The organism is Streptomyces sp. GLSS-08 (assembly GCF_056387915.1).
The window spans coordinates 393,369-407,798 of record NZ_JBWJAQ010000007.1 but is presented as its reverse complement, the minus strand read 5'-3'; the positions used below and the strand labels follow the sequence as shown (position 1 = coordinate 407,798).

Below are 14,430 nucleotides of genomic sequence, written 5' to 3'. Positions count from 1 at the left end.
ACCCGGACATGCACAGCGTCCCGGTCCGGCTCGGCATAGACGGCAACGCTCGCGATCCCGGCATCCCGGCACGCCCGGGCCACGCGGACAGCGATTTCGCCACGGTTGGCGATGAGCACCTTGCGCACGATGGCTCCCTCCTTGAAACAAGCCGAGTTTAGGGACAGCCGACACGACCTTTCGACCCGTCCCCAATGGTGAGCTTGCCCACACGGAGCGTGATCCGAGGCTCGCTCGACCCACGAAAACCCTTGTCGCACCGTGGTACGAGGGAATCCTCCCGTGAACCCTAGCCCTCCGATGTGGTCAAGGTCTCTGTGAGAGCGTGCCGCGGCCCACAGGGTTTCTTTGTGGAGTCCCTACGAATGGCCCAATGATTCTTTGCCCTCCGCCGGGCTCTTGTCCCGAGGTTTACCCGTTAGTAGCGTTCACTTGTCTCGAACGTACTTGGGGTAACAGCACGCGGAAGTGGGTGGGGACCGGTGGTGCGCAGACCGGCGGCGTGGGTGGCGGCGATCGTGCTTTTCGTGGAGGCGGTCGGCATTGCGCTGCTGAACTGGTACCTCGGGATGGTCGTCGACCGGCAGGACATGTCCCTGGCCGGGCTCGACCCGCACAAGATGTCCGTCTCCTCGAAGGCCGGCGGGCTGCTCTTCGGTCTCTACTTCGCGCTGTGCGGCCTGGCCGCGCTGCTGGTGGCCCTGCGCGACCGGCCCCCGGCCGGCATCGGCCGCATCCTGCTCATCAGCGCCGCCGTGGTGCACGCGCTGCTCGGCGCCTTCGCCGTGGGCCTGGTCGGCTGGAGCGCGTTCGCCTTCATGATGGTGGTGCTCGCCCTGATCGTGCTCGTCCTCATGGCGTACGACCGCCGGACGGTCCCGGCGGACGCCTCGCCGGAGAAGGGCGACGGCGGGGGAGGGTCGGTCCCGGCACCCCCGGCCCCCTCCGCCACCTGATCACCTGTCGCGTGGCGACCACAAGTCCGTGATGCCCACGCCCAGTTCGGCGAGCAGCCGGCGCACGGTGGGCAGGGAGATGCCGATGACGTTGCCGTGGTCGCCGTCGATGCCCTCGACGAACGGGGCCGAGCGTCCGTCGAGTGTGAACGCCCCGGCCACGTGGAGGGGTTCGCCCGAGGCGACGTACGCGGCGATCTCGGCGTCGGTGGGCTCGCCGAAGCGGACCACGGTGGACGCGGTCGCCGAGACGTGGCGCCCGGCCGTCGTGTCGTAGACGCAGTGCCCGGTCTGGAGCGTGCCGGCCCGGCCGCGCATCGCCTTCCAGCGCGCGGTGGCCTCCTCGGCGTCGGCGGGCTTGCCGAGCGCCTCGCCGTCCAGGTCGAGGACCGAGTCGCAGCCGATCACCAGTGCGCCCCGCACCTCGGGCCGCGCCGCGACCACGGAGGCCTTCGCCTCGGCGAGCGCGAGCGCGAGTTCGGCGGGGGTCGGGGCGGTGACGGTGTCCTCGTCGAAGCCGCTCACGATCACCTCGGGATCGAGACCGGCCTGTCGCAGCAGGCCGAGCCGGGCGGGGGACTGGGAGGCGAGCACGAGGCGGCGGCGCGGCTGATCGGTCATGCGGCCAGGGTATCGGCGTGGTCCCGGCGGACACGGCGCGGTCACCGGACGCCGAGGACGATCATCGCGAGCACCATGGCGAGCGCCACGAGGACGCCGAGGCGGCGCAGCTTGTCCTGCATGTCGCGCAGTTCCTCGGGCGGCTCGTTCTCGGGGTCGGACCACAGCATGTCTCCGATCGTGCGGTAGCGGAGGTTCCGGACGCCTGAGTACGCGTACTCAACTTCCCTAAATGGTTCCGAGGTTTCATTAACTGTCACTGCCTGCTACCGTCATGGGCGTCACTAAAGGAACTCCGGTCCCTTTTGGGGAGGGAACTGCATGTTCACCACCGCCTGGACCGCGTCGCCCCAGCGCCCCGCGGAGGGCTTCACCCCCAACCGTTCGCGAGAAGGCTTCTGGCGTCAGTCGCTGCGCCAGACCGTCCGCGTCACCGCGGCCGGCGACCGCCTCCGGGTCCGCCTCTCCCACGCCTACGGGGCCTCGCCGCTGCGGATCGCGGGCGCCACGGTCGCCCGTACGGCCGCGGGAGCCGCCGTCGAACCGGGTTCGCTCCGGCGGCTGACCTTCCTGGGAGCGGACGCCGTCGTGGTGCCGGCGGGCGGCGGCGCCGTCAGCGACCCGGCGCGGCTCACGCTGGAGGCGGGGCAGTCACTGACCGTCACCCTCCACTTCGACACCGTCACCGGCCCCGCGACCTTCCACGCCCAGGCCTTCACGACGGGATACCGGGCCTCGGGCGACCGGCTGGAGGACGTCACGGGCGACGGCTTCGACGAGAGTGACGAGTCCTGGTACTTCCTGACGGCCGTGGAGGTCGACGCGGGCCGCGGCGACGCCGTCGCGCTCTTCGGGGACTCCCTCACCGACGGCTTCGGTTCGACACCGGACGCCGACCGCCGCTGGTCCGACGCCCTCGCGCGGCTCACGGGACGGCCCGTGCTCAACGCGGGTATCGGCGGCAACCTGCTGCTCAACGACTCGGCCTGGTACGGCGAGAGGGGCGTCCACCGGCTGGCCCGCGACGTCCTCGGCCATCCCGGCGTCGACACGCTCGTCGTCCTGCAAGGGCTCAACGACATCGGCTTCAGTGAGACCGACGAACAGCCCACCTACCACCCGGCCCCGGTCGTCGAGGCCGGCGAACTGATCGACGGCTACCGCTCGCTGATACGCCAGGCCCGCGCCCGGGGCCTGCGGGTGATCGGCTCGACCCTGCTCCCGTTCGGCGGCTCCGACCACTGGGGCGAGCACGCGGCGAAGGTGAGCCACGAGGTGAACGAGTGGATCCGCGGCGCCGGGGAGTGGGACGCGGTGGTGGACCTGCGCGGGGCCCTCGCCGACCCGGCGGACCCGGACCGGCTGCACCCCGCGTACGACTTCGGCGACCACCTGCACCCGAACGACGCCGGATACGCGGTGATGGCCGAAGCCGTCGCGGAACTGCTCCGAAGGACCGGGAGGCCCTAACCGGGCCAGTAGGTGCGGCCCCACGCCTTCGGACCGGGGGCGGGCACACGGCGGGACGCCACCCGTGCCGGGTCCGCCCACGCCTCGGGCTCGCGGGGCGCGCCGGACGGCGTGTCCGCCGCCGCGGCGCGCACCCGGACCACCGCCAGTGCGGCGGCCAGCTCCTCCGGGGTCGGATTGCCCCGTACGACCTTGATCGTCATAACCGCTCCCAGGGGGCCTAGAGGGGGATGTTGCCGTGCTTCTTCGGGGGCAGGGACGCCCGCTTGGTCCGCAGCTGACGCAGGCCCCGTACGACGTGGGAGCGGGTGTCGGACGGCATGATCACACCGTCGATGTAGCCGCGCTCGGCCGCCGTGTACGGGTTGAGGAGAGCGTCCTCGTACTCCTGGATGAGCCGGGCCCGGGTCGCCTCCCCCTCGCCGGCGGCCTCCGCGGCCGCGATGGTGCGCCGGTGCAGGATGTTCACCGCGCCCTGCGCGCCCATCACCGCGATCTGCGCGGTCGGCCACGCCAGGTTGAGGTCGGCGCCCAGGTGCTTGGAGCCCATGACGTCGTAGGCGCCGCCGAAGGCCTTGCGGGTGATGACCGTGATCAGCGGGACGGTCGCCTCGGCGTACGCGTAGATGAGCTTGGCGCCGCGGCGGATGATGCCCGTGTGCTCCTGGTCGACACCCGGCAGGAAGCCCGGCACGTCCACGAAGGTCAGGACGGGGACGTTGAAGGCGTCGCAGGTCCGCACGAACCGCGCGGCCTTCTCGCTCGCGTCGATGTCGAGACAGCCCGCGAACTGCATCGGCTGGTTGGCGACGATGCCCACCGGGTGACCCTCGACCCGGCCGAAGCCGGTGAGGATGTTCGGCGCGAAGAGCGCCTGCGTCTCGAAGAACTCCGCGTCGTCCAGGACGTGTTCGATCACCGTGTGCATGTCGTACGGCTGGTTCGCGCTGTCCGGCACGATCGTGTCCAGCTCGCGGTCCTCGTCCGTCGGCGTCAGGTCCGCCTCGTCGGGGAAGACGGGCGGCTCGCTGAGGTTGTTGGACGGCAGGTACGACAGCAGCTGCTTGACGTACTCGATGGCGTCCTTCTCGTCGCCCGCCATGTGGTGAGCCACGCCGGACGTCGCGTTGTGCGTACGGGCGCCGCCCAGGTCCTCGAAGCCGACGTCCTCGCCGGTGACGGTCTTGATGACGTCCGGGCCGGTGATGAACATGTGCGAGGTCTGGTCGACCATGACCGTGAAGTCGGTGATGGCCGGCGAGTAGACGGCGCCCCCCGCGCAGGGGCCGACGACCAGGCTGATCTGCGGGATGACGCCCGACGCGTGCGTGTTGCGGCGGAAGATCTCGCCGTACATGCCGAGCGCGCTCACACCCTCCTGGATGCGGGCGCCGCCGGAGTCGTTGATGCCGACGACCGGGCAGCCCGTCTTCAGCGCGAAGTCCATGACCTTCATGATCTTCTGCCCGAAGACCTCGCCCAGGGCGCCGCCGAACACGGTGAAGTCCTGCGAGAACACCGCGACGGGGCGGCCGTCGACCGTGCCGTACCCGGTGACGACACCGTCGCCGTACGGACGGTTGTCCTCCATGCCGAAGTCGGTGGAGCGGTGCCGGGCGAACTCGTCCAGCTCGGTGAAGGAACCCTCGTCGAGGAGCAGTTCGATGCGCTCACGCGCCGTCAGCTTTCCCTTGGCGTGCTGCTTCTCGACGGCGCGCTCCGAGCCGGCGTGCGTCGCCTCTTGGATGCGGCGCTGCAGATCCGCGAGCTTGCCGGCGGTGGTGTGGATGTCGGGGTGGTGCAGCTCTTCCGGCTCGGACATCGGGATGCGGCTCCCTGCCTGCTCAGTGGGGACGTGAGGGTGATGTGCTCAGGCTTGCTACTGACTCGTAGGGTAGTGGCGCGGATACCGTTCGGCAGTGCGGCGTTTACCACACCTAGGGTGGGTTGCATGACGCCGCGAGATTCCTCAGACCCGAACGACGAGCCCGGCAACGCCCCCCGCGGCAGCCGCTGGTCGGACCTGGACCGTCCGCCCCTGAACGCCGCCGCCCTGCGCCGGGCGCTGGTGCGGGAGGGCGGCCTGTGGTCCTCGCTCGACGTGGTACCCGTGACCGGCTCCACCAACACCGACCTGGCCGGGCGGGCCGGGACCCTGGCCGAGGGGGCCGTCCTGGTCGCCGAGGAGCAGCACGCCGGGCGCGGACGTCTGGACCGCCGGTGGAGCGCGCCGGCCCGCTCGGGCCTCTTCTTCTCCGTCCTGCTGAGGCCCGCCGAGGTGCCCGTCGAGCGCTGGGGCTGGCTGCCGCTGCTCGCCGGGGTCGCGGTGGCGACGGCGCTGCCCCGTGCCGCGGGCGTCGACACGGCACTCAAGTGGCCCAACGACCTGCTGGTCACCGTCGACGGCGAGGAACGCAAGGCGGGCGGCATCCTCGCCGAGCGGGCAGGGCCCGACGGCGTCGTCATCGGCATCGGCCTCAACGTCACCCTGCGCAAGGACGAGCTGCCGGTGCCGGGAGCCGGGTCGCTCGCGCTGGCCGGAGCGGTGTCGACGGACCGCGACACCGTCCTGCGGTCCCTGCTCCGCTCGCTGGAGGAGTGGTACGGAAAGTGGCGGGCGGCGGGCGGCGACCCCGCGCGGTCGGGTCTCCAGGAGACGTACGCCGCCGGGTGCGCGACCCTGGGGCGAGTGGTCCGGGCCGAACTGCCCGGGGACACGTCGATCACCGGCGAAGCCGTGGCCGTCGACGGGGACGGCCGCCTGGTGCTGGCCACCGAGGAGGGCGTGCAGCAGCCGGTGGGTGCGGGCGACATCGTGCATCTGCGGCCCGCCTGACCGCCGGGCGGCCGCTGCCGGACCCCGTGGCGTTCGAGAAGCGGGACCCGGGGCAGGAGTCCCAGGTCGGCGAGGGAAGGGGCGGCCGGAGCGAAAGGTTTCGGGACCGGCCCCATGACCGTACGAGTCAGGAGTGAGCCAGCGCACACCTGCCGTAGAGTTGAGCGCGGTCGATACCTGACCGCGGCAGATCGGAAGGGCAGCAGGCGTGACCGTCGACGACACGGGCTCCGGCACGGGTGCACACCCCGATCCCGACGCCGGGCCGGGGCGCGCCGCGGGACCGGCCGCCGACGGGCCGCGCGGCCGGGCCGACACCCACGACCGGACGGAGGCACCGGCCCGCCGGGCCGACACCCACGACCGGGTCGACGCCGAGGACGGCCAGGGGCCCGAGGGTGACCCGCTCGCCCTGCGGCTCGAACAGCTCATCCTCGGCGCCGAGCGCCGCTACACCCCCTTCCAGGCGGCCCGCAGCGCGGGCGTCTCCATGGAGCTGGCGTCCCGTTTCTGGCGGGCCATGGGATTCGCCGACATCGGCCAGGCCAAGGCGCTCACGGAGGCGGACGTCCTCGCCCTGCGCCGCCTCGCCGGTCTCGTCGAGGCGGGGCTGCTGAGCGAGGCGATGGCCGTGCAGGTGGCCCGCTCCACCGGACAGACCACGGCGCGGCTCGCCGAGTGGCAGATCGACTCCTTCCTGGAGGGCCTGACCGAGCCGCCCGAGCCGGGCATGACCCGCACCGAGGTGACGTACCCCCTGGTCGAGCTGCTCCTGCCGGAACTGGAGGAGTTCATCGTCTACGTGTGGCGGCGCCAGCTCGCCGCCGCGACCGGCCGCGTCGTGCAGGCCGCGGACGACGAGGAGATGGTCGACCGGCGCCTGGCCGTCGGCTTCGCGGACCTGGTCGGGTTCACGCGGCTGACCCGCCGGATGGAGGAGGAGGAGCTCGGCGAGCTCGTCGAGGCCTTCGAGACCACCGCCGCCGACCTGGTGGCCGCGCACGGCGGCCGGCTCATCAAGACCCTGGGCGACGAGGTGCTCTACGCGGCGGACGACGCCGGAGTGGCCGCCGAGATCGCCCTGCGCCTCATCGAGACGATGGCGAACGACGAGACGATGCCGGAACTGCGGGTCGGCATCGCCTTCGGCACGGTGACGACCCGGATGGGTGACGTCTTCGGCACCACGGTGAACCTGGCGAGCCGGCTGACGTCGATAGCGCCGCGGGACGCGGTCCTGGTGGACGGGGCCTTCGCGGAGGAGCTGATCCGCACGACCGACGCGCCCGCCTCCGAGGCGGAGGCCGCCGAGGCCGCCGCCGCCGCGGACAAGGAGGGCGAGGAGCCGCCCGCCTACCGCTTCGCGCTCCAGCCGATGTGGCAGCGGCCGGTGCGCGGGCTCGGTGTGGTCGAGCCCTGGCTCCTCACCCGCCGGGACGCGGCACCCTAGGCCGCGAGAGCCCGCTCCCGGCACTCCGACGCTGCCCTCCGGGTGACGACGGGAAGGGCCGGACGGCCCTCAGCCGCCGGGACGCGGCAGTCCGGCCAGCGGGTCGACGCACAGGCCGATGACCGGGACACACAGGCCCGGGCCGTCCGGCCGAGGGTCCGGGGCCGGTGCTGGGGCGTGTGTGCTGCGGCTCGGGGCGGGCTCAGGGGTGGACGAGGCGGCCGGTGGCCGGGACGGCGCGGGCGGCTTCGGGGTCACCGGGTCCGCGGGGGCCTCGGGGATGCCGGTCCTTGCGGTCGCGGGGTCCGCGGGCCGGGACGGCGAGGGCGTGCCCGCGGTGGGCGTCGGAACGACCGTCGCACCCGAGGTCGGGGTCGGGCCCGCGCCGCCCATCACCGCCGTCGCCGACGCGGAACCCGTCGGCGGAGCGGGACCGACGGCCGCCGCGGTGCCGCCCGCCGGGTCGTCGGCCGTGCCGGAACCGCGCGGCCCGGCCTCGGCGCGTCCCGTACCCCCGCCGAGCGGATCGGGCGCAGGCCGTACGAGGCTCAGCGCGCCGGCGGCCAGGGCGAGCCCTCCGACGGCGACGAGCGCCCGGCGCGGCCGTGGCCTGCGGTGCCGTCCCCGGGCGGGGCGCGTCCACAGGGGAGCGCCGTCCTGTGCGCCCCCTGCTGCCGGCACCCGCGCCGCTTGCGCCGTATCCGCCGGTTTCGTCGCTTCCGCTGTGTCCGCCATGGCGATCCCTCCCCGATGCGTCGGCGCTCCCCGGTGCGCTGTGGCGGTGCGCAGGTTATGCACCGCTTGCGCGTGTACGGGGCGAGTCGGGGGTGTTGTCACCCGAACGAGGAGCATCGCGCGGTGGGACGCCTTTTCCTGGGCGGGCCCGGCTGCGATGATCGGAACGTCGGAAGTTAACCAGCGTTCACCAGGAGGGCGTCATGGCGGAGCAAGGGGACGAACGTCGGTTCGGGGAGTTCGTCGTCGTACGGCGGCACGGGCCCGGCCACGTCGCGGAGCTCGCGCTCGACCGGCCCAAGGCCATGAACGCGGTGTCGACGGACATGGCCCGCTCCCTGGCCGGCGCCTGCGACGCCCTTGCCGCCGACCGTGAGGTGCGCGTGGTGGTGCTGACCTCCACCCATGAGCGCGCCTTCTGCGTCGGCGCCGACCTCAAGGAGCGCAACTCCTTCAGCGACGCCGATCTGGTGCGTCAGCGTCCCGTGGCGCGGGCCGCGTACACCGGGGTGCTGGAGCTGCCGATGCCCACCGTCGCCGCCGTGCACGGGTTCGCGCTGGGCGGCGGCTTCGAGCTCGCGCTGTCCTGCGACCTGATCGTGGCCGACCGTACGGCGGTGGTCGGGCTGCCCGAGGTGTCGGTCGGGGTGATCCCGGGCGGGGGCGGGACGCAGTTGCTGCCGCGCCGGGTGGGTGCGGCCCGTGCGGCTGAGCTGATCTTCACGGCGCGGCGGCTGCGGGCCGAGGAGGCGCGGGAGCTGGGCCTCGTCGACGAGCTGGTGGACGAGGGCCAGGACCGCGCGGAGGCGCTCGCCCTCGCCGCCCGCATCGCCGCGAACTCGCCGGTCGGCCTGCGGGCCGCCAAGCGGGCGCTGCGGCTGGGGCACGGCCTCGACCTCCGCGCGGGCCTGGAGGTGGAGGACGCCGCCTGGCGCTCCGTCGCCTTCTCCGGCGACCGCGCGGAAGGAGTGGCCGCGTTCAACGAGAAGCGGGACCCGCAGTGGCCGGGCGAGTGACCTCCGCGGCGGCCTGATCGCCGGCCGGGGCTTACCGGCGCTGCGCCCCTGTGGTGAGCCCCGCGCCGGCCGACTGCGGCGGATCGCCGGCCTCGACACCGGCCACACCGTCTTCTTCGACCACCGCGAACCGCTTCGTGCCGGACCCGTTCCGCCTCGACGACTGACGCCTTGACTGACGCGCTGCGCGTACGTCACAGGTAGTGGCGGGCGAAGACGCCGGCCACCAGCTCGCGCCGGCTGCGCAGGCCGGTCTTGTCGAACACCGACTTGAGGTGGTCCTGGACCGTGTGCGGGGACAGCCCGGCGCGGCGTGCGATGTCCGCGGTGGAGTGCCCGCGCAGGACCAGCCCGGTGACGTCCCTCTCGCGCGGTGTCAGCCCGTAGGCCGCGGCGATCAGCCCGAAGTGCTCGCCGGAGCCCGCCTTGTCGACGACGACGGCGGTGCGGGCCCCCGTCGTGTCGGAGCGGCCGAGACACCAGGCGTGCAACCGCACGCGGCCGTGCGCACGGCTGTGCATCCAGGAGGTGTGGGTCCCCGGCGCGTCCGGCGCCTGGACCGCGGCCGCCACGGCGTAGACGGCAGGAGGCAACCGATCTTCCGCGGACGGGCTCGCGGCGTCGGCCGGTTCGTCCGCCAGGTCGTCGAACCACATGTCCACGGTGGGGGTGCGGTGCACCACCCGGTACTCCCCGTCCAGCAGCACCAGACCCGGTGCCGCCGCCGACGCGCCGGCCTCGGCGAGCCGGGTCAGGTGCAACCGGCGCAGTACGGAGCCGAGCGGCTGAGCCAGCGAGGCCGCCACGGCCAGGTCGGACGGGGCGAAGGCGGGCGCGTCCTGCGCGCGCCCCATGATCAGCGCGCCCCATGCTCCGTGCCGGTCACGCAGCAGCACCCGCAGTTCGTCCCGGAACCCCAGCGGCCGCATGATGTCCCGGTAGCGCGGGCTGCGTTCGAGACAGCCGCCCGTCTCGCGGCTCAGCAGGCCCACGGGCGTCGCCCTGGTCGCCAGCTGGGACAGGTCGTTGGCGTCGCCCTCCCGGTACTCGATGTCGAGCATGCGCGGCATCATGGACGGCGGCAGTGCGTCGCGGTAGTCGCCGCCGGTGTTCATCAGGGTGTGCGGGTCCACGGTCACACCGGCGCAGATGTCGAACCGCAGTGCCGGACGCGTGGCCCGTTTGACCTTCTCGAAGAACTCCTCCACGGTCCGCGCGGACCGCGCCGCCCGTAACGCCGCGTCCGTGACACGACCCGCGCGTAACTCTCCCCCGTTGCGCTTCATGGCCCCAGGCTAGCGCCCGGTGTCGTCGCCGGGCGCTGTTCGCGCAGGTGGGAGCCATGGCTCCGGTTGCCGCGCCCGGGGGGAACCGGGAGCGGCGTCGGACCCGGGCGGGCCGGTGGACCAGGTGACCCGCCCAGGCGTGCCGTCAGCGGTTGTTGTGCAGGGTGAGGTTGAGCTTCGCCCAGTCCTTGCCGCCGTTCTCGCCGCTGCGCAGAGTGATCTCACTGAGCGTGGAGATCTGCCCGGCCGGGACGTAGCGGTTGAAGTCCAACTCCGCGTCGAGGTCGGTGTTGGTGTCGTTCGTGCCCTCGTACAGCCGCAGCGTCACATGGATCATGACGCCGCCGGAGGCGTCCGTCTGGGCGGACACGTGCTTCTCCAGCCGGATCTCGCCGCCGCACGTGGTCTCCCACCACAGCGACGGCGACCTGACCTCGTTCACCCAGCCTTCGGAGGCGACGCTGCCGTTGCAGTACGTACCGGCGGAGAAGACGCCCTCGTCGTCGCGGATGGTGAACGTCCCCGTCAGGGCGATGTTCCGCCACGTCGAGGCCGTCGCGGCGCTCGCCTCCGCCACGGGCGGGGCGGCGTAGGCCGACGGGGCCGCTCCCAGCGTCGCCGCCAGCCCGGCGGCGCCCGCGGTCAGCAGGCCCACGGTTCTCATGCGTATGGACATCTTCTCTCTCCCTCGTTGTCGGTGCCGCGGTGCTTCGTCACCGGCGTCGGCCGGCCGCCGTCGCCCGCGAGACAAAGACTGCTGCCGCGGAGCGGCACATCCCATCCCAGAAACCTGGGGGAGGGGCGGCGACGACCCGCCCCGCCGTTTCACCACAGCACCCCGAACACCATCACCACCCCGATGAGCCGATGCCCGCCGTCCGGGTCGGTCGGGACGGCGTCCCGGTGTCTGCGGCGGCGGGCACCGTCCGGTCTTCCGGTGAGCGCCCCCCCGGGTCCCTTCGCGCTCGCGGTCGTGGCGGTACCGCCTGCCGGGCCCGGCGCCGTACGGCCAGTCGGGCGTCTGTTCGGCGCCCCGATCGCCCTGATTGTCGGAAATCTACCTAGCCTGTGGTGATGGGAGAGGACAGACGGCTCAAGGCCGTGGTGGCGCTGGCGCAGGGGATGGCGGCGGCGCACAGCCCGCGGGAGTCCTGGCGGGCCGCCGCACTCGGCGCGTGCCGCGCGCTGACCGGCAGCTTCGCCGCGCTCTCCGTGTGGGAGCGCGAACTCGGCCGGCTCCGCGTCCTGGTCAACGTGGGCGAGCGCGCGGCCGACGAGGTGGAGTTCCCCGAGGGTGAGGCCTACCCCGTGCACCAGTTCCCGGAGATCACCGAGTTCCTGCACGAGCGCTGGGCCTGCGGCGGCGAGCCCAACGCCTGGGTGGAGACGGCGGAGGGCCCCGCCGAGGGCCGCGCCGAGTACTGCCACGAGCGGGTCGCCGCGCTGCGCCGCCGCGGCCGGGGCTGCTGCGTCGTCGCCCCGATCGTCCTGCACGGCCGCGCCTGGGGCGAGCTGTACGTCGCCCGCCCGGTGGGCGATCCCGTCTTCGACGGCGACGACGCCGACTTCGCCACCGTCCTCGCCTCCGTCGTGGCCGCCGGCATCGCCCAGACCGAGCGGCTGGAGGAGGCCCGCCGGCTGGCCTTCACCGACGCCCTGACCGGCCTGGCGAACCGCCGCGCCGTCGACGTACGCCTCGACGAGGCCGTCGAGCTGCACCGCCGCGACGGCGCCGTGGTGAGTCTCGTCGTCTGCGACCTCAACGGCCTCAAGCGGGTCAACGACACCCGCGGACACGCCGTGGGCGACCGCCTGCTGGAACGTTTCGGGTCCGTGCTGTCGCTGTGCGGCGCGATGCTCCCCGGCGCCCTGGCCGCCCGGCTGGGCGGGGACGAGTTCTGTCTGCTCGCGGTCGGCCCGGCGGCGGACGACGTCGTACGGATCGCCGACGAGCTGTGCCGGCGGGCGGCCGAACTGGAGCTCGGGGACGGCGTGGCGTGCGGCGTCGCCTCCACCGAGGACCCCATCGGCCCCGTACGGTCCGCCCGCAGGCTCTTCCGGCTGGCCGACGCCGCCCAGTACCGCGCGAAGGCCGTCCGGGCCACGAATCCGGTGGTCGCCGGGCGCGAGGGACCCGACGATCCGGTCGTACGCCTCGCGGACACGCCGTCGCCCGCCGCCGGGGAGCGCCGCCGCTTCCGCGGCCGGCACGAACCCCGGCCGTGAACCGTGCGCGGCGCGGGGCCACTCCTGTGACGTGCCTCGAAGTAAGGGGTCAACCACCCACCCACTAGTGACATCGTCGAATTCACTGCGTACGCTCCTGAATATGGATATGCACACTGTGGTGGTGGGGACGGCGGGCGTGACCGCGTCCGACGTACTCGCCGTGGCGCGCGGCGGCGCCCGGATCGAGCTCTCCGGCGAGGCGGTGGCCGCCCTCGCCGCGGCCCGCGAGATCGTGGAGGCGCTGGCCGCCAAACCGGACCCCGTGTACGGCGTCTCGACCGGCTTCGGCGCCCTCGCGACCCGGCACATCAGTCCGGAACTCCGCGCTCAGCTCCAGCGCAACATCGTCCGCTCGCACGCCGCCGGAATGGGCCCGCGTGTCGAGCGCGAGGTGGTCCGCGCGCTGATGTTCCTGCGGCTCAAGACCGTCTGCTCGGGACACACGGGCGTGCGGCCCGAGGTCGCGCAGACCATGGCCGACATCCTGAACGCGGGCATCACCCCCGTCGTCCACGAGTACGGTTCGCTCGGCTGCTCCGGCGACCTGGCACCACTCTCCCACTGCGCGCTGACCCTCATGGGCGAGGGGGACGCCGAGGGCCCCGACGGCGTCGTCCGGCCCGCCGGCGAACTGCTCGCCGAGCACGGCATCGCCCCCGTCGAGCTGCGCGAGAAGGAGGGCCTCGCCCTCCTCAACGGCACGGACGGCATGCTCGGCATGCTGGTGATGGCCCTCGCCGACCTGGAGACGCTCTACAAGTCCGCCGACGTCACCGCGGCCCTCTCCCTCGAGGCCCTCCTCGGCACCGACAGGGTCCTCGCCCCCGAGCTGCACGCCATCCGCCCGCACCCCGGACAGGGCGCCGCCGCCGCCAACATGCTGGCCGTGCTGAAGGGCTCGCAGCTGACCGGGCACCACCAGGACGACGCGCCGCGCGTGCAGGACGCCTACTCCGTGCGCTGCGCCCCCCAGGTCGCGGGCGCCGGACGGGACACCCTGGCCCACGCCCGCACGGTCGCCGAGCGCGAGCTGGCCTCGGCCGTCGACAATCCCGTCGTGCTGTTCGGTTCCGGGGAAGGGCGCGTCGAGTCCAACGGCAACTTCCACGGCGCGCCGGTCGCGTACGTCCTCGACTTCCTGGCGATCGCCGCGGCCGACCTCGGCTCCATCGCCGAGCGCCGCACGGACCGCCTGCTCGACAAGAACCGCTCGCACGGCCTTCCGCCGTTCCTCGCGGACGACGCCGGCGTCGACTCCGGCCTGATGATCGCCCAGTACACGCAGGCCGCCCTCGTCAGCGAGATGAAGCGGCTCGCCGTACCGGCGTCCGCGGACTCCATCCCGTCCTCCGCGATGCAGGAGGACCACGTGTCCATGGGCTGGTCCGCGGCGCGCAAGCTCCGCACGGCCGTGGACAACCTCACCCGCATCGTCGCCATCGAGCTGTACGCCGCCACCCGCGCGATCGAGCTGCGCGAGGGCCTGACCCCGGCCCCCGCCTCGCAGGCCGTCATCGAGGCCGTGCGCGCGGCCGGCGTCCAGGGCCCCGGCCCGGACCGCTTCCTCGCGCCCGACCTCGCCGCGGCGGACGCGTTCGTCCGGGGCGGGCACCTCGTCGCCGCCGTGGAGCCGGTCACGGGACCGCTCGCCTAGGCCTGCTCGCCCCTGGCCGCCCGCCGGCTGCCCGGCGCGCCCGATGCGCGCCGGGCGCCCGGCCCGGTGACCGAAGGTGCTGGTGGGGCCGTTGTCCAGCGGACGGCGGTCCCGCCTGTGCTAGGGTCGCGTTGATACGCTATTCAGTTATCCCCTTACTTTCTGCGCCTGATCGGA

15 protein-coding genes are annotated in these 14,430 nt (G+C 73.3%); 7 read left to right on the top strand and 8 right to left on the bottom strand.

Features of this window, described 5'->3' with window-relative positions; all coding sequences use genetic code 11:
* The coding region (locus AC0ZLC_RS15840) for a biotin carboxylase N-terminal domain-containing protein (protein ID WP_476752599.1) at nt 1-128 on the bottom strand (128 nt) is incomplete at its 3' end.
* Nucleotides 129-482: 354 nt separating this feature from the next.
* Between AC0ZLC_RS15840 and AC0ZLC_RS15835 the strand changes: the two genes are divergently transcribed.
* Complete coding sequence (locus tag AC0ZLC_RS15835; protein ID WP_476752582.1) at nt 483-956, top strand: hypothetical protein; 474 nt, start codon at nt 483-485, stop codon at nt 954-956.
* Here AC0ZLC_RS15835 and AC0ZLC_RS15830 read toward each other — a convergent pair whose 3' ends face one another.
* Both AC0ZLC_RS15830 and mmpB read right to left on the bottom strand, forming a co-directional pair.
* Nucleotides 957-1,577 carry a Maf family protein gene (locus tag AC0ZLC_RS15830; protein WP_476752581.1) on the bottom strand — a complete coding sequence of 207 codons (621 nt, stop codon included), beginning with the start codon at nt 1,575-1,577 and terminating at the stop codon, nt 957-959.
* Nucleotides 1,578-1,618: 41 nt separating this feature from the next.
* Nucleotides 1,619-1,747: a morphogenic membrane protein MmpB gene (gene mmpB / locus AC0ZLC_RS15825; protein WP_476752580.1), complete on the bottom strand. Its 129-nt coding sequence runs from the start codon at nt 1,745-1,747 to the stop codon at nt 1,619-1,621.
* Between the two features lie 151 nt (nt 1,748-1,898).
* Between mmpB and AC0ZLC_RS15820 the strand changes: the two genes are divergently transcribed.
* Nucleotides 1,899-3,047, top strand: a complete 1,149-nt coding sequence (locus AC0ZLC_RS15820; protein WP_476752579.1) for an SGNH/GDSL hydrolase family protein — start codon at nt 1,899-1,901, stop codon at nt 3,045-3,047.
* Here the strand turns inward: AC0ZLC_RS15820 and AC0ZLC_RS15815 are convergent.
* Together AC0ZLC_RS15815 and AC0ZLC_RS15810 are read right to left on the bottom strand one after the other, a co-directional pair.
* Entirely contained in the window at nt 3,044-3,250 is a 207-nt protein-coding gene (locus AC0ZLC_RS15815; RefSeq protein WP_476752578.1) for an acyl-CoA carboxylase epsilon subunit, read from the bottom strand. The two genes, AC0ZLC_RS15820 and AC0ZLC_RS15815, sit on opposite strands and share 4 nt — an antisense overlap.
* A 17-nt stretch (nt 3,251-3,267) precedes the next feature.
* The gene (locus AC0ZLC_RS15810; RefSeq protein ID WP_476752577.1) at nt 3,268-4,869 is read right to left on the bottom strand and encodes an acyl-CoA carboxylase subunit beta; all 1,602 of its coding nucleotides are present in this window, start codon (nt 4,867-4,869) and stop codon (nt 3,268-3,270) included.
* 129 nt (nt 4,870-4,998) lie between these two features.
* Between AC0ZLC_RS15810 and AC0ZLC_RS15805 the strand changes: the two genes are divergently transcribed.
* The gene (locus tag AC0ZLC_RS15805) at nt 4,999-5,883 is read left to right on the top strand and encodes a biotin--[acetyl-CoA-carboxylase] ligase (RefSeq protein WP_476752576.1); all 885 of its coding nucleotides are present in this window, start codon (nt 4,999-5,001) and stop codon (nt 5,881-5,883) included.
* Nucleotides 5,884-6,091: 208 nt separating this feature from the next.
* A complete protein-coding gene (locus tag AC0ZLC_RS15800; protein ID WP_476752575.1) occupies nt 6,092-7,333 on the top strand; it encodes an adenylate/guanylate cyclase domain-containing protein in 1,242 nt (413 codons plus the stop codon).
* Between the two features lie 69 nt (nt 7,334-7,402).
* Here AC0ZLC_RS15800 and AC0ZLC_RS15795 read toward each other — a convergent pair whose 3' ends face one another.
* Entirely contained in the window at nt 7,403-8,014 is a 612-nt protein-coding gene (locus AC0ZLC_RS15795) for a hypothetical protein (protein ID WP_476752574.1), read from the bottom strand.
* A 257-nt stretch (nt 8,015-8,271) separates the two neighbouring features.
* Between AC0ZLC_RS15795 and AC0ZLC_RS15790 the strand changes: the two genes are divergently transcribed.
* The gene (locus AC0ZLC_RS15790) at nt 8,272-9,084 is read left to right on the top strand and encodes an enoyl-CoA hydratase/isomerase family protein (RefSeq protein ID WP_476752573.1); all 813 of its coding nucleotides are present in this window, start codon (nt 8,272-8,274) and stop codon (nt 9,082-9,084) included.
* A gap of 194 nt (nt 9,085-9,278) precedes the next feature.
* On the opposite strand, the gene AC0ZLC_RS15785 is transcribed toward AC0ZLC_RS15790, so the two are convergent.
* Together AC0ZLC_RS15785 and AC0ZLC_RS15780 are read right to left on the bottom strand one after the other, a co-directional pair.
* Nucleotides 9,279-10,370 (bottom strand): helix-turn-helix transcriptional regulator, encoded by a 1,092-nt coding sequence (locus AC0ZLC_RS15785; RefSeq protein WP_476752572.1) that lies wholly within the window; start codon nt 10,368-10,370, stop codon nt 9,279-9,281.
* 145 nt (nt 10,371-10,515) lie between these two features.
* Nucleotides 10,516-11,046 carry a hypothetical protein gene (locus AC0ZLC_RS15780; RefSeq protein ID WP_476752571.1) on the bottom strand — a complete coding sequence of 177 codons (531 nt, stop codon included), beginning with the start codon at nt 11,044-11,046 and terminating at the stop codon, nt 10,516-10,518.
* Between the two features lie 398 nt (nt 11,047-11,444).
* Here AC0ZLC_RS15780 and AC0ZLC_RS15775 point away from each other — a divergent pair, with 398 nt between their 5' ends.
* A complete protein-coding gene (locus AC0ZLC_RS15775; protein ID WP_476752570.1) occupies nt 11,445-12,596 on the top strand; it encodes a GGDEF domain-containing protein in 1,152 nt (383 codons plus the stop codon).
* A gap of 109 nt (nt 12,597-12,705) precedes the next feature.
* Nucleotides 12,706-14,253: a histidine ammonia-lyase gene (gene hutH / locus AC0ZLC_RS15770; protein WP_476752598.1), complete on the top strand. Its 1,548-nt coding sequence runs from the start codon at nt 12,706-12,708 to the stop codon at nt 14,251-14,253.
* The last annotated feature ends 177 nt before the right edge of the window (nt 14,254-14,430 follow it).